Origin of the sequence: Kribbella pittospori (assembly GCF_004331465.1) — a bacterium.
GTDB lineage: Bacteria > Actinomycetota > Actinomycetes > Propionibacteriales > Kribbellaceae > Kribbella > Kribbella pittospori.
Genome location: NZ_SJKB01000014.1, coordinates 178886 through 194829, shown reverse-complemented (window position 1 = coordinate 194829; position 15944 = coordinate 178886). Strand labels below are relative to the sequence as shown.

At 63.5% G+C, this 15944-nt stretch carries 9 protein-coding genes; 3 read left to right on the top strand and 6 right to left on the bottom strand.

The window, feature by feature from the left end:
• Positions 1-580: 580 nt before the first annotated feature.
• The 6 genes from E0H73_RS35365 to E0H73_RS35340 form a co-directional block, all read right to left on the bottom strand.
• Positions 581-1792, bottom strand: coding sequence for a hypothetical protein (locus tag E0H73_RS35365; RefSeq protein ID WP_202867712.1), 1212 nt, complete (start codon positions 1790-1792; stop codon positions 581-583).
• Between the two features lie 120 nt (positions 1793-1912).
• Positions 1913-3466 carry a serine/threonine-protein kinase gene (locus E0H73_RS35360; RefSeq protein ID WP_131363836.1) on the bottom strand — a complete coding sequence of 518 codons (1554 nt, stop codon included), beginning with the start codon at positions 3464-3466 and terminating at the stop codon, positions 1913-1915.
• 68 nt (positions 3467-3534) lie between these two features.
• Positions 3535-6636, bottom strand: a complete 3102-nt coding sequence (locus E0H73_RS35355) for a type I restriction endonuclease subunit R (RefSeq protein ID WP_202867711.1) — start codon at positions 6634-6636, stop codon at positions 3535-3537.
• Positions 6637-6701: 65 nt separating this feature from the next.
• Positions 6702-7898: a restriction endonuclease subunit S gene (locus E0H73_RS35350; protein ID WP_131363832.1), complete on the bottom strand. Its 1197-nt coding sequence runs from the start codon at positions 7896-7898 to the stop codon at positions 6702-6704.
• Entirely contained in the window at positions 7895-9883 is a 1989-nt protein-coding gene (locus tag E0H73_RS35345) for a type I restriction-modification system subunit M (protein WP_131363830.1), read from the bottom strand. The genes E0H73_RS35350 and E0H73_RS35345 overlap by 4 nt, the downstream gene beginning before the upstream one ends.
• 96 nt (positions 9884-9979) lie before the next feature.
• Positions 9980-12223 carry an N-6 DNA methylase gene (locus tag E0H73_RS35340; protein WP_131363828.1) on the bottom strand — a complete coding sequence of 748 codons (2244 nt, stop codon included), beginning with the start codon at positions 12221-12223 and terminating at the stop codon, positions 9980-9982.
• Here E0H73_RS35340 and E0H73_RS35335 point away from each other — a divergent pair.
• The 3 genes from E0H73_RS35335 to E0H73_RS35325 all read left to right on the top strand — a co-directional run bounded on the left by E0H73_RS35335 (position 12210) and on the right by E0H73_RS35325 (position 15862).
• Positions 12210-14681 carry an AAA family ATPase gene (locus E0H73_RS35335; RefSeq protein WP_131363826.1) on the top strand — a complete coding sequence of 824 codons (2472 nt, stop codon included), beginning with the start codon at positions 12210-12212 and terminating at the stop codon, positions 14679-14681. The genes E0H73_RS35340 and E0H73_RS35335 overlap by 14 nt on opposite strands.
• Positions 14678-15043, top strand: a complete 366-nt coding sequence (locus E0H73_RS35330; protein WP_202867710.1) for a hypothetical protein — start codon at positions 14678-14680, stop codon at positions 15041-15043. The genes E0H73_RS35335 and E0H73_RS35330 overlap by 4 nt, the downstream gene beginning before the upstream one ends.
• 111 nt (positions 15044-15154) lie before the next feature.
• On the top strand, positions 15155-15862 hold the full coding sequence (locus tag E0H73_RS35325) for a DUF4352 domain-containing protein (protein ID WP_131363824.1): 708 nt from the start codon (positions 15155-15157) through the stop codon (positions 15860-15862).
• Positions 15863-15944: the final 82 nt, after the last annotated feature.

Here is a 15944-nt window from a genome sequence, read left to right as displayed (position 1 = left end):
TCAATCACCTGACGCTCCCGCACGTCCAACCGCCTACCCGGCATCACTACCTCCAGTCACCACACAAAGATCATGTGCAACAACCGGTTGAGGCCAAGCCGTCCCGCGTGGCCACTCCGTGCACAATGTCGCGTCAGGCACCCACACCGAGACCAGCCGGACCGCAACACACCGAATCGTCGCGTCCCGGGCGGACCCGCCCCACTCACCAACCACCCACAGGCTGAGGTCGCCACGCCCACCTCGAGCGTGGAGGCCGGCCAGCGGGCAGGTTGGTGAGTGCGGCATGTCCGCACCCCGGCACCACCAAGGAATCCGTGCGCCTCCCTGGCCAAGGATCACCGAGCCGACCCAGTGATCTCACCGCAACCAACCTCATGTCCGACTACGCCTAGTAGTGCCAGTAGTTGCGACCGTCGGCGTTCCAGGAGACGGGTCTGTGGTGCGGTTGGTGAATCCAGGGGTGCGGGAGAACTGGAGGGAGTAGGCGTGGTTGTTGTCGTCCCACCACTGCTCGAACTGGATGATGCAGGTCTGGCCCGTAACCGCCCAACGAAGAGCCCACCTGGCGATGGTTCACTCAGTCTTCCTCGTCGCCATCCGCGTCCCTGCGGATACGACGTGCCCGCTCGGCGATCCGGCTGGACAGTCCGCCCGTCGCCGACTTGGCCCGGTCGAAGGTATCGCCACCGAGGCGCCTGGCGGCATCGACGCCGTCCGCGCCCGCATCGAGCGCCTTGTCTCTCACCTCTGTGGCCGCGTCCACCCATCGTCTCGCGTCCAACGACTGTCGACCGCGCTCGATCCCAAGCCGCCCGTGAAAGACCACGACTGTGTTCGCGACCTGGTTGCTCGAATCGACCACCTCCCGGGCGGTGGTCGGGTGCAACAGCACCTTGGTGTTGGCCGTGCCAGCGGCCACATCCATGCGGGCCATGAGGCGCTCGGTGCTTCGTGAGATGAGTTCCAACCGATTATTGCGGGCAGCGCGGAGGGCGAGGCGATGCCGATCCAGTTCGTCCGGGGACGCATCCAGGATTCGGTCGAGTTCGAGCACGGCGATCGCGTCCTGCAGTTGGAAGCAGCGGGCCAGCATGGCGAGCCATTCCTCAACTTTGGACTCGGCTTCCTTGACCGTCTTGGCGAGATCACCGATCTTGGCGGCGCGCTCAGTCTTCTCCGCGAGTGCGTCGAGCTGACGCAACGTGTAGGCCTGTGTCCGTGCGATCGTCATCGTGGTTGCCTGCACCTTCGACCACGTGACCTCGGAGACGCGTCCCACCTGCTCTCGGATCGTCATGGCCTCCTCGATCACGAAGTCCACGCCGATCATGTCCGCCAGTACAGCGTCCTTGTGCGCGCGCAGCACGTCGTCGACCTTCTCGTCGATCGTGGCCAGATAGTCGGTGATCTCGTTCATGGCCTGCTGCATTGCAAGCTGCGCCATGATCCCAGCGGCACCAGCCAGAACCGCTGGGTTGGTCAGAAGTGCTCCGGGGCCCTTCGCGAATTCGGCGAATCCTTTGATCTGGCCGTGGCTCCCCTTCAGTGCGCCGGTACTGAGCCCCGATTTCGGGTTCTTTCTCAGCCCGTGCTTCTGGACAAGCTGCGCGGACTCCTTGGTCAGCTTCACCCAGCGACCAGAGTTGGCCGCGATCTCGGAACCTGCCTGTGCGGTTGCAGCGCCTGCACTGAGCACAGATCCGAGCCGTTGCAGTCCGAGATCCGTCGATGGCAGTCCCTCGGAGACGAGGAAGCGTTCGACAGCGGTCGGATCTCCGATGACCGCCAATCCCTCGTCGTCACTGATCAGCTGAATTTCGCTATCCATCGTCGGCTCCTGAATGTTGGACAGGGAACGTGCTCGTCGCAGTCGAGGGTGGTGGATTCGAGCTCCGTGGCTGCTTCGGGCTCAGTCATCGGACTCGTTCTGCAAGCGTGCCAGCAAGGCCGCGATCTCGAGCGTCAGCTCGTCGGTGCCCCCCAGCCGATCGCGGGCGTCCCGGGACAGTTCGCGCAATTCCTGATGCGCGAGCTGATCCTGCCCGACCCCCAGCCGAAGGCGAGCGAGGCTCAGCCTCAGTTCGAGATACTCACGCCCGTCCGAACGAACACGCTCGTAGGCGCTCAAGATCGATTCGAGCTCAGCCAATGCGCGAGCTGATTCGCCAAGCGCGATGCGACACACCACCGCTTGTCGGCGATAGTCCAACACTTCCTCGCTGTCAGGGCCGTCGAGCTTAGCTACGCTGACGGCCAGTGCGTCGAACTCTGGTGCAGCCCTGCGGTAGTCGCCACCCAGGAACAACGCCGCGGCTACTCTGACTCTGAGGTCCACAACGGCCGCGCTCTCGGCCCCGAACGTCGACGATGCGCCCGGCAGTAGCTCGCTCAGCAGGTCGGACGCCTGCGTGAAGCGCTCCTCGTCGATCAGTGACTCCGCCGCGGCCAATGCCTCTTCGATCTGGGCATTGTCAACCCTGTGAACTGACGACGCCGGCACCGGCGCTTCCGGCCGGTCGGCGGGTCGCGGTCGTGGTGCCGCCGGGCGTCGGTAGGGTCGCGTCGGGTCCGGGATGACGCCGTCGGGTTGCTCGCCGTCCGGCGATGTCCTGTCGATCGCAGGTAGCAGCGGAGAAAGCCTGTCATACACGACCCACGCGTTCTCCGGCCGATCGGCAGGATGCTTGGCAAGGAGATCGAATACCAGTTGCTCAAGCTCGCCGGGGATCCTGGGGTCCAGCTCACGCAGCGGCCTCGGTTGCTCTTCGAGATGTTGGTACATCAAGGCGATCTCGTCCTCGGCGTCGAAAGCCCGCTGTCCACTCAGCATCTCGTGGAGGAGGCAACCGAGCGCGTACAGGTCGGTCTGCGGCGTGACCGGCAAGTTCCGGATCTGCTCTGGAGACATGTACGGCTTCGTACCTACCACGCGCCCGGTCGAGGTGAGTTTGGTGACGTCATTGCGCAGCAGTGCGGCGATGCCGAAATCCAGCACCTTCACGACTCCACCGCGCGCGATCATGACGTTGCCAGGCTTCAGGTCCCGATGCACGATCGGCACCGCGTGGGCATAGCTCAGGACCGAGCAGATCTGGGCGCCGATCGAGGCAGCCCAGGCCGCGGAAACCGCTCCTTGTTCCGCGAGCACGTCGGAGACGGACACACCATGCACCAACTGCATGACGATGAACAGCTGATCGGTGGTGCCGTCAAACGCTGCGTCGTACACAGCAGGCACGCCAGGATGCTCGACCTTGGCCGTAACGCGAGCCTCGCGCCGGAACCGCCCCACCAGCTCCTCGCGGTCCTCATCGGACGCGACGATCTGAGGCCGGATCAGCTTGACCGCGATATCGCGATCAAGCACCGTGTCGTACCCCCGCCAGACCTCCCCCATCCCCCCGCGCTTGATCGGCGCTGTTAGCTCATAACGACCGGCGATGACCCTCGACTGCTCAGGCACGCCATCTCCTCCCCAGGTATCACTGAACAGTCTGACGCCGACTACGCTGCGCGTCCACGCGCGGCAATTCAGCTGCTTTCCGGCAGATTGTGCCGCCGACGGATCATCCGGTACGCCGCCTTGCGGGCCTCCCGGGTGAGACGGCTCTGGAACTCGCTGTCGGAGAAGTACTTCTCTGTGAACTTGGTATCCGCCTCGGCGCGCTCGACCATGATGTCCTGGAAGCGTTTGTTGAATGGCATCTCGAAGTCGCCCTCGTTGCGGCTCGCAAGCGCAGCCTGCTGAAGGTCGGGATCCTCGATCGCCGCGGTGACGCGCTCCTCATACATGAGTTTGTCGGCGTCGCTCAAACCAAGGCCGTAACGGTTGTTGAAGTCTTCGATGAGCTCGGACAACAGCGCCGTCTTGGGGTCTCGCATGATGCCGGCGCCACCTTCGTCGAACCCCGGCAACAATTGCTCACCCTCGGGTTCGAGACCGACGTCGTGCTGCCCTGTCTTGCTCACACGCAGGTGCGTGAGATCGATGTCGCCGATGTCGAGGCCCGGGCTACGGCGTGAGGGCAGGCGATTGAGCAAGTGCTTGCCGTACAAGTACAGCCGTTCGAGATCGGCGTCGGTGAACTGCATGACCTGAGCCAAGAACCCGTACTTGCGAACGTAGTCGGACAAATCGCTCCGGAAGAGCTCCGCCGCTTCGCGATCGTCCGAGGTCAGCCGTTCGAAACGCTCGGCTGCCGGATCGATGTGTCGATACAAGCCGGCATGTTTACGTTCCCAGTTGCGGCCCCCGTCCTCGACCACCGAGCCGGGCTGGGACTCGAGGTATGCCTCAGCGAAGGACTCCAACTCCGACTCGAGGATAAGTTGGTGATCCATGACGGCCCGCTGCTTCTGGTACAGCAGGTTCGGATCGACCGGCGTGGTGACGGCCTCCTCGTAGTACGGCTTGAACGCCTTCTGGATGTCGTCAGCCTCGTTGGCGAAGTCCAGGACGAACAGATCCTCTTGGCTCTTGAGCAGATGGGTGCGGTTCAGTCGCGACAACGTCTGTACGGCGGCAACTCCGGCCAGCGGCTTCTCGACGTACATCGTTGTCAGGAGCGGCTGATCGAACCCGGTCTGATACTTGTCGGCGACAACAAGGATCCGGTACTCGGTGCGTGCCGGGGCACCGCCCTTGTCACCAGTCCGCGCTCTGGCGTTCGGATCGTCCGCACGGGTATAGGCGAATGCGTCTGGCAACTCGCTTTCGGACAAGCCGTTGATCCCGGGCTCGGTGTACTCGACGCCGTCAACAGTCAGGTTCCCGGAGAACGCAACGAGTACACCGGGGTCAGAAGTGCTGAGGTCGTCGATCTTCTGGCGCAGCGCCTGGTACATCCGCACCGCGCTTTCCCGCGAGCGCGTCACGACCATCGCCTTGGCCCGACTACCCATCTGGCGACGAGCGTTCGCCTGGAAATGCCGCAGGATCACCTCGGCATGTGCCAGCATCGTGGCGGGATCGAGGTACACAAGACGGGCCAACTCGCTGCCGGCCTTTTCCGGGTTCACCTCGATGTCCTCGGCGCCATCCTTCGCGATCTTCCAGTAGGTCTGGTACGTCGTGTAGTTCCGGAGCACGTCGAGGATGAAGCCTTCCTCGATCGCCTGCCGCATCGAGTAGATGTGAAAGGCGCGTTTGTTGCCGACGGCATCATCGATCCCGAACAGCTGCAGTGTCTTGCTCTTCGGCGTCGCGGTGAACGCGAAGTACGACAAGTTCGGATGACGACCGCGAGCCATCGCCGACGAGGTCAGCGGGTCCTCATCATCGCCAGACTCCTCAGCGCCGAGACCCCGCAGCACCTTCTTCAGCTTAGTCACCGAGTCACCGGACTGACCCGAGTGAGCCTCGTCGACAATCACCGCGATGCGCTTATCGGCCAGGCTGGAGACGCCCTCGAGGACATAAGGGAAGGTCTGCACGGTGACGATAATGATCTTCGTAGCCGTGTTGGCCAGAGCGTCGGCGACCTCGCGCGACTTCGATCCACCGATGCCGGTGATGCGCTCCACAACACCCGGCGTGTGGTCGAACTGGTAGATGGTGTCCTGCAACTGCTTGTCCAGCACCGAGCGGTCGGTAATCACGACAACTTTGTGAAACACTGGCTCGTTCGCCGCGATGCGTCTACCGCGTACGGCGTCATCATCCAGAGCACCCACCTCGGCGGACCCATGCAGCGTCGACAGCCGATGCGCCAGCCAGCCGATCGTGTTCGACTTGCCGGAGCCGGCTGAGTGCATGACGAGGTAGTTGTTGCCGGAGCCGTGGCGAGAGGCGTGCTCGGTGAGTCGACGCACGGCATGCCATTGGTGGTAGCGCGGGAAGATCAGCGACCGGCCGTGGACGCTACTCCGACCAATCGCTCGACCGCGTGCAATGGAGGTCTTCGGGTCTTCCACGTGAAGAAACCGCTTCAGCAGGTCGAGCCAGTTGTCGAACTGCCACGTCTCTTCCCAGAGGTAAGCGGTCCTGTAGCCGGAGCCGTCGTCAGCAACGACCGGGTTCCCCGCGCCGCCGACGTTCCCAGGACCGCCTGTCCCCTGATTGAACGGCAGGAAGACAGTGTCCTTGCCCCGCAGCCGAGTCGTGACGAACACCAACTCCGGATCGACCGCAAAGTGCACCAGCGCACGCCGCCCGAACAGCAACTCCTTGGGGTCACGGTCGCCCCGGTACTGCTCCTTCGCATCCTCGACAGTCTGGCCAGTCAGCGGGTTCTTGAGCTCCGCCGTAGCCACCGGAATGCCATTCACGAACAGCGCGAGGTCGAGCGCCTTGGTCGAGTCAGCGCTGTACTGCAGCTGGCGAGTAACCGACAGCCGGTTCTGCTGGTACTCCGCAAGCGCATCGTCAGCAACGGTGTGCGCCGGCCGAAAGTATGCAAGCCGGACGCGAACGCCACGATCCTTGATCCCGTTCCGCAGAACATCAAGCACACCGCGCTGATCGACCTCCTTCGCAACAACCTTGGCGAAGTCGCGCTCAGCAACATCAAGCTTCCCGCCTGCAAACTGAACGAGCTTCTCCCAGGCCTCCGGCTGCACCGCCTGCACAAACGGCATCAACTGCCCAGGATCCAACCCCAACTCCGGGTCATACGTGTCACCACGTCCCTTCACCCAGCCTGCCGCAAGGAGCGCCCCCTCCACAGCCTCCTCAAACGCCAGCTCCGAATGCCCCCGACTCACGACACCCCAACTCCCCTAGCCGTCGTCACGTCCATCTGCCCGGTAACCGCCGCCGTGATCAGCGCCTGCCGCCGTTCAGTAAGAACTGAAATCTGGCGTGCAAGGGCGCTCCGCAGGGCTGCAACGCGCGAGCCCGCCTGCTCGATTTGATCCATGAATGACAATTGCTCAGCGATCGGGGCCGGCGGGATCGGCCACTCTCGGATGTCCTCCCCGCGGAGCTTGACCATCGACTGCGATGATCCCCGCGCCTGCGCCGAGACCAAGCTTCGAACTCGCGTACAAAGTGCGACTTGAGCAATGTATCGCGCATCCGCGTCAGCACCGAGGTTGACGCGATAAATTAGATCAGGCAGCAGGAATCGGCCGCCGACGTCGACGACCGCAACATCCCCAACGAGCGCTGGCGTATTTGCGCGCGTGACAAGGACGTCACCGACATGGACGACATTTGACGATGCCGTCTGCCCCAACTCGCCCTCTGGCAGTCGCTTGTTCTCACCGGGGATGAATCTCCCGCTCTTGACTGAACTCAACTTGAGAACTCCCCACTCCTCGTCTGCCGCAGGAACCGCGTCGCATTGCGGACTGGAGCCCTGTTCGATCGACCGCATCAACCGTCTGAGCGGAACCGATCCGTACTTCTCGTACAGTGCCGCTACCCGGCCATCCCGAATCGCTTGGAGTCGATCCTGCGTCAGGGCATCCTGCGTTTGACGTAGCTCAACGATCCGACAGATCCGACGAATCTCGGCATCAAGGAAGTCTGCGATGCGCCGCTGCTCCGGCCATGTTGGATATGGGATCACGATACGGAGGAGATCTTCTTGAGTGAGCTTGTCCCGAGTCGATCCGGTAATGTAGGAACCATAATCGACCGAGTTCAGACAGTACGCTAGAAACCTGGGCTCGATTGCTCGTGGACGAAGCACGTGAATATGGTTGTTTGGCCATATGGGACCCTCGACGTAGAACGCCACGGATTTTCCCACCTCAAAGAAAGGCGCCCCATCTTCACCTAACAAAACGAGCGGTTCGTTGAACAGACTGCCATAAACTCGATCCAAGACGCCGTTTGCGCCCCAATACGGCACCTCGCCGTGAAGGCTTGCTCTTTGCTCGGCATTTAGTGGGATTCGGCGTCCGTCTAGACAGTCGACCACTCTCCGAAGCGGAACTGTAGACCACGTCATGAGATGGACTCGCTGAGGAGCTTTTGGATCTCGAATTCGAGTTCGCGGAGTTCGGCGTCGATTTCGGCGAGGGGGCGAGGTGGGGTGTAGACGTAGAAATGGCGGGTGAACGGGATTTCGTAGCCGATCTTGGTCTTGGTGTGATCGATCCAGGCGTCGGGGACGTGTGGGAGGACTTCGCGTTCAAGGTAGGCGTCGATGTCCTCTTCAAGCGGTATGTTCTCGAAGTCGCGAAATTCTGGATCTGGTTCGGGCTGGCCCTTCTTGAGTTGGACCTGGCCTTCTGAGTCACGGACCGACACTGCGTTCCATACCGCCTTGTCGACAGGCGCCGGCAGTTTGTTCAGGTCGGACAGGGCGGATCGGAGCGAGGCGGCGAACTCGGTCCTATTGAACGACGGTTCCTTGCCTACCATGCTCTTCAGCGCCGCGAGCAGTGCGTCGCGGTCCTCGTATTTCGCGGTTGTCTTGCCCGACTTGAGGTTGAGCTCAAGATCGGTGAGTGCCTCGTCGGTGACCTCGAAGCGGAGCTTGAGTGGGCGCTCGACGGTAATGCGGTGGTAGCCGAAGTCTTCGTTGCGGAAGACCTTCACTTTCCCGTGCAGTTCGTGGTCCGGGTTGTCGGCTACCGAGAGCGCGTCGGCATACAGGCGGTGGATCTCCTCGATCTGCTGGTCGGTGATGTACTTGCGCTTGTCGCCGAGCGACTTCCTCATCTTGGCCCAGTACTCGCGGGCGTCGAGCAGCACGACCTTGCCGCGGTGGGCGGGTGCTTTGCGGTTCGTGAGGATCCAGAAGTAGGTCGAGATGCCCGTGTTGTAGAAGAGCTGGTCCGGCAGTGCGACGATCGCCTCAAGCCAATCGTTCTCGAGGATCCATTGGCGGATCTTTGACTCGCCGGACTCTGCCGCGCCGGTGAAGAGCGGTGATCCGTTGAAGACGATCGCGAGCCGACTGCCACCTTCGCCGACCGGGCGCATCTTCGAGATCATGTGCTGGAGGAACAGCAGGGAGCCGTCGTTGATGCGCGGGAGACCGGCACCGAAGCGACCTAGCATGCCGCGGTCGTTGGCCTCGTCAACGATTTCGGCCTGGGCCTTCTTCCACTCCACACCGAAGGGCGGGTTGGACAGCATGTAGTCGAACTTCTCGTGCGGCAACAAGTCGTTCGTGAACGAGTTGCCGAGCTTGACGTTGTCCGGGTCCTGGTTCTTGATCATCAGGTCGGAACGGCAGATCGCCCAGGACTCCGGGTTGAGCTCCTGGCCGAACGAGAAGACCTGTCCCTGCGTGTTGTGCGAGAGGATGAACTCCTCCGCCGCGGTCAGCATGCCGCCGGTCCCGCACGCCGGGTCGTACACCTTGCGACTCATGCCCGGAACCTGCAGGTCAGCGAGGTCGGGAGCGATGAGGAGGCCGGCCATCAGCTTGATGACCTCGCGGGGCGTGAAGTGCTCACCGGCGGTCTCGTTCGATGCCTCCGCGAACTTCCGGATCAGTTCCTCGAACGCATAACCCATCTCGTGGTTCGACACGCGGTTCGGATGGAGATCGACGTCCGCGAAGCGAGCAACGACGAGATGAAGAAGACCGGCCTCGGCAAGGTAGGCGACTTGCTCGGCGAATCGGAACTTCTCGAAGACTGCCTGTGCGTTCGGCGAGAACCCGTTGACGTAAGCATTCAGGTTGGCGACCGAGTCGTCGGGCGCGTTCGCGACTGAGGTCAGCGTCAGCTTTGTGAGGTTGTAGAAACTCTGACCTGACTGCCTGGTCAGGAACCGAGCAAGGTCAACATTGCGATCGGCCCACTTCTCGGCCTCCTTCAGTACTGCATCACGCGTCGGTTCCAGGACGCATTCGAGTCGGCGGAGGACGGTGAACGGAAGGATGACCTTGCCGTAGTCCGAACGTTTGTAGTCCCCCCGCAGCAGGTCTGCGACCTGCCAGATGAAATTCGCCAGATTCTTCGGCGTAGTGTCGCTCAACAGATTCCCTCTCCCCGGTCTTTCGTCTCATCAGCTCGATCGCTCGCACGCTCCGCACCGTTACAGCGGAACCTCCGGCGACTACACATTGTCATCTCATGCACTGCTCTCCGGCACAAGGCTCCCGCGGGTGAGCGCCGCCGAAAGCTCCTTCACCAGTCGGTGAGTCTCGTCAGCCGCCTTGTCCAGCATCGCGTCGAACTCCACTAGTCGTCTGAAGGCTTCGCCGTACCGTCGTTGCTCGTCCATCGGCAACAACGGCACCTGGAGCCGCTTGAGGTTCACCCGCACGATGTCGCGGGTGCCGGAAGCCTGGCGCGTCGCCTCCCGGCGATTGGTCGGCGCGGTCACCATCCCCGCGAGGAACCACGGGTCGACCCTCGCCGGATCGGCTCGGATGAGGCTGACATTCTGACCAAGCCGTACGCCGATCTGCTCCGCGGTCGCCACCCGCGCGACGACGGACGACCCAACCGCCGGCACGAGAACGTCGCCGGCCTCGATCCGTACGGCGGTCCCCGGTGCCCGACCGCTTGGCCCGCCGCCCCGAACAACATCTCCACCCGTGACGCCAGGCTCAGATACATCTTCGGCATCAACGCTGAGGCGGGAATGCCCACGGAAGATTCCAACGGCGCTGATGCGCACGAGCTCATCCAGTGAGAGAGCACGGACCTCCGACATTGCAGGCTGTTCCACAGGCAAGAGTGTCGGCAGGCTCGCCGCGACTTCGCGCAGCTGCTTAAGCACCTGTTCGCCCGAGGCCAACAACTCGGTCGGATCACGCCGTTCGTCATCGGAAACTGCTAGGTGTCGAGCAGGCGTGAGGTCGACCTCCTCGTCCAGCATGTCGATCACCGGGACAAGCTTCACGAGTCCGGCCTGCTCGTCGACCGACGCGGGTTCACGCTCGTACGATCGCCAGGCCGGCACAGCAAGCTCGATCACAGCCTCCGCTGTCGCCTGCTCGATGCGGGAGGCATCGACCATCAGGACACGATCGGCAACCTGACCATCCGCCGGTCGCCGCAGCACCCAGAGGTGCAACCCAACCGAGGTCGCGGGAAGAAGGCCTGACGGCAGGGCGACAACCGCCCGCACAACGCCGCGGCGCAGCAACTCCCCGCGAATCCTTCGGCCGGCGGACCGCCACGCGGCCACTGGCGGCATCAGCAGAACGGCCTGACCGCCAGGGCGCAGATGAGCCAGCGCATCCTGCACCCACGCCAATTCGGGTTCAGTCCGCGGCGGAAGACCGCCGTACTCCCAGCGCGGATCGAAGGCCAGCTGATCGTCGGCCCAGTCGTGCAGGCCGAATGGTGGATTCGAGACGACGAGGTCGACACGCTCCCCCGGGAACGCGTCCGCCCGCAGCGAATCCCCGACCCGAATGACCGCGGACTGCTCCTTCGATGTGAGCATGAGGCGGACTTGTGCGATGCATGCTGCCGTTGGATCGAGATCCTGGCCGAAGACTCGTACGCCGCCACCGCCACGAACTGCCTCCACCAGCAGCGATCCCGTCCCACAGGCGAGGTCCATGACGTCTGCGACTGAACGGCACGGGCTCGAGGCGCCAGTGGCGATGTCGGTCAAGGACAGTATCAGCCGCGCAACGCGTACCGGCGTTACATAGTCAGAGGCCGCGCCCCTCGCTCTGAGATACAGGGCGTAGAAGCGCTCGAAGGTCTCAACTGGGTCGCCGGCCACTCCCGCAGCGGCAGAAAGCACGGTCAAGTGCCGAGGCAGCCAGCTATCGGGCAACTCCGAACGGAACAGTTCTTCGGCAGCCCGGTTGACCCTGCCGACCGATGCAGCGAGCGAACTCGGTGCCGGGACAGAACTCGTTGCATCACTCCCAACCGATCGATGGAACAGCATCAAGCCCGCGAGCCAGAGAGCTCCACCAAGGTCGGGCCCATCGGACGCGGCCGCGATCTCCCGCCATGCGCGGTCGGGACCGCTCACCTCCGGCAGCTTTCCCTGCGCCGTCAGCCACTGCTCAACCGCGGCGAGATCGAACGACGGGCTCGTCGGCGTTCCCCCGACGGGCTCAGGGAAGTCGGCGTATCGCCGACGCCAGTTGCTCACTGCGGCCCGGCCAACGCCGGCGAGACGCGCAATGCCAACCGAAGACACAGTGCCTGTGGCGCCCTCAGCACTCTCGGCGTCCGGTCGATCCATCGTCACCTCCTGGTCCCGTTTCCGTGTACCGACACTAACCGAGAACGAGCTCCGTGTACACATGCCAAATCTGATTGTATGTTGACATGGTTCACAGACAATGTTGTGATGATGTCGTTCACGAAGACCAGGGGGTTGTGCAATGACAGACGACAAGGCCGACGATCAGCAGCCTGGGCCGGGAGACGAGTCGGTCGTCGACACCGTCGTGGTCCTGGCCGATCAGGACCTGACGCTGACCGAGCGTCAGAAGATGCTGGTTCTCGCCGCGATGGAGAGCGACGAGGCTCTCGCGGATGAGCTCGGCGCTGCCGGCGAGTCGAGCACCACGGACAAGTCGGCAAACGCGGCCAGTACGGAGGTAGAGCCGGTCGGGGCGTTCCTGACATCAATCACCGTGTCAGGCTTTCGCGGGATCGGCGCGGAGGCCTGCCTCGACCTGCACCCCGGCCCAGGCCTGACTGTCGTGGCCGGACGGAACGGTTCCGGGAAGTCGAGCTTCTCCGAAGCTCTGGAGTTCGCGCTGACAGGCGAAAGCTACCGCTGGAAGGGCAAGAAGCCGTTCTGGACGAACGCGTGGCGCAACTTGCACCAGGTGCAGAGCACACGCATCCGGATCGCACTTGCCGAGGAAGGGCACGGCCCCACTGAGATCGGAGTCGACTGGGCCGCGGACGGTGGTCTCAACGACGGCTGCGTCTGGACTCAGCGGCACGGCAAGCCCCGGACGACCGGCGTTGGTGCACTCGGCTGGGGAGAGGCCCTCGAGCTGTACCGTCCGATCCTCTCCTACGACGAACTCAGTCAGCGCCTCGAGGGAACACAGACCGACTTGTACCGGTCGCTGGAGAGCATTCTCGGTCTCGACCAGATCGCCGACGGTATCAATCGGCTCACCAACCAGGTCAAGCACTTGAAGGCCGCCTCGGACGACGCAAGCGCAGCCAAGAGCGCGCTCAAGGGCAGGCTGGAGAACGTCGACGACGTCCGGGCGCGGACGGTCACCATCCAGCTTGGCAAGCAGAAGCCCGATCTGACTCTGGTGATGAGCACGGCGCTCAGCTCCGTGACGGCTGATGGGGTCGGCGAGCACCTTCGTGCGCTCAGCGAGATGACAGTGCCCGATCGGCAGGCGGTCGAGTCCGCGGCCGACGAACTGCTGAAGGCCGTGCAGCAGTTGGCGGAGCTCGCAAGCGACGCCTCTACTCGCGCGGACACCCGCAGCCGGCTGATCGAAATGGCCTTGCAGTTTCACAGCCAGCACGGAGATCAGACCTGCCCGGTCTGCAGCGGCAACGTGCTGGACGACGAGTGGCACCGGCGTGCGCAGGCCGATCTGGCCGCGGACCGCGCGTCTGTCGCCGTTCTTCGTTCCGCTCGCGATGACCTCGCTGCACGGCGAACAGCGGCTCGCGGGCTGATCGACGTACCTGCGCTACCTGCGGCTGACGACGAACTGAAGCTGGCAACGCTCGGCGAGGCGAACGCTGCGCTGAAAGCCTGGCGGGATGCGCCCGCGTCGGGCGCGGAACTGTCTCGACACCTCGCGACCAACATCGGGCCGGTCGTAGACGTCCTGACCCGCCTCCGGGATGAAGCCGCAGCGAAGCTAAGCCAGAGGGACGACAGCTGGCGCGAAGTTGCCGTGGACGTGTCGGAGTGGGTCAAGCTTCGGCGCGCCGCCGAGGCGAGCGACCAGGACCTGCGGGACGCCAGGGCGTCGCAGACCTGGCTCAAGGTCAACGCCGAGAAGCTGCGGAACCAGCGGCTCGAACCACTGGCCGAGAAGGCCAAGTGGATCTGGAGTCATCTCCGCAGGGAGAGCAACATCGATCTCGACGCGATCACCCTGTCGGGACAACGAAGCCGCGGCACGGTGAACCTTGCGGCCCGTGTCGACGGCGAGCCGGCCGAGGGATTGCCGGTGATGAGCCAGGGAGAACTCAATGCCATCGCGATGGCATTGTTCTTGCCGCGGGCAACCATGTCGGCGAGTCCCCTGCGGTTCGTCGTGCTGGACGACCCGGTTCAGGCGATGGATCCGGAGAAGGTCGACGGTCTGACCGAGGTTCTGGTCGAGTACGCGAAGGATCGCCAGGTGATCGTGTTCTCGCACGATGATCGACTGACCGAGTCGGTACGCCGTACAGCGCCGAAGGCCAGGATCGTCCAGGTCGAGCGAGGCGTCGATTCCAAGGTCCAGGTTGTGCCTTGCCAGTCGCCGGCTCAGCGTTACATCAAGGACGTGGCCGAACTGCTGGCCGACGAGAATGTTCCGTCCGCGGTGATCAGCAAGGCAGTCCCGGGGTACGTACGGCTGGCCGTCGAGGCTGCCGCCCACGAGGTGCACTTCGCCAAACAGCTCAGCAAGGGCACGCCTAGAGACAAGGTCGAGGCCGCGTGGGAGTCGGCGTCGACGACGAGCGGCAAAGTCGCGCTCGCCATGTTCGGCGCGAAGTCCTTCAGCCTGACCAATTGGCAGAGAGCCGCTCACCGCAGCCGGACCCTGGGGATCTGCCGCAAGGGTGTGCACGAAGGGCTGACTGGTTCTGCCGACGGTGCAGTCGATGACCTTCGCCAGACGGTCGACGACATCCTGAGGCAGCGGAAGTGACCGGCGAACTCGAGTACGCCCAAGCGATCTTGGACGGCGAGCAGGCGGTGGTACCTGGGTGGATCAGGATCGCCGCCTTCCTCATCAGGCAGGCGCTAGAGGCCGAGATCGAGGCCTATTGCGAACAGCTCATCGCACCGATGCCGTTCCCGGTCCGGATGCGATCGAGGCTCGCGGTCCTGCATGCGCTTGACCAGACGGGGTTCAACCGGACGGCGGAGTATGCGTGGAACGCCCTGAGCCGGGCCTGTCACCAGCACGCGTATGAGCTCTCTCCGACGATCTCTGAACTGCGACACCTGTACTCGAAGGTTGCGGACCTCGCAGCCATACGAGCAGACCTCGCCGCCGCGCCCAGATGATCCCGGAACAGCGAGCAGGCGCCGCCTGAGCGTGCGGAGGCTCACCTGGAGTCCGCTCATCAGCTACTCCGCTTTCGGCACTCAACAATCCAACAAATTGGGGGGACAAGAATGTCTCAGTACCAGCAAGGCTCGCAGTACCAGCCCGGTCCGCCGCAACAGCCGGTCAAGAAGCGGCACACACTGCGCAACACCGTGATCGTGGTGACGATGACCTTTGTCGTGTTGGCGGGCGGTTGTGCCGCCGTACTGGCGAACGGGCTCGACGAAGCGACGAAGGAGAGCACGGCGACCAAGGCCGAGGCGTCCACCACAGCTTCGCTACCGTCGGAGTCCCAGACGTCCGCGTCGCCGGCCGATCCTCCGGCGAGCGAGGAGCCGACGGCTACCCCGACGGACGAGGATCGCGTCGCGAAGGTCGGGGCGACGCAGTGGTTCGAATACAGCGACGGGATGAAGGTGCAGGTCACCAGCCTGAAGCGGTTCCGGATCAGTCAGTACGCCGCCGGCGGCAAGCCCGGTGACGTCGGAGTCATCGCCACGGTCACGCTTCAGAACGGCTCCACGAACACCTTCGACACGGGCCTCGTCGACGTGAAGCTCGCGAGCGGACCGAACGGGGATCAAGCCGAATCGGTCTTCGACACGGACCAGAACCTGGGCGGTGGGTTCGAGGGATCGATCCTGCCCGGCAAGAAGAAGACAGCCCGATACGGATTCGCGATCCCAAAGGCGAACGTGTCCTCGACGCTGCAGCTCGAGGTGGCTCCTGGCTGGGACTACGAGGGCAGTCACTTCGAAGGCAAGTTGTCGAGCTGACCGCAGACAAGAAGACCGGCTCTGTGGAGGGAGAGAGCCGGTCTTCTGCCTGCGCGAGCGGTTCGTTCGGTTGCGCCAAGGG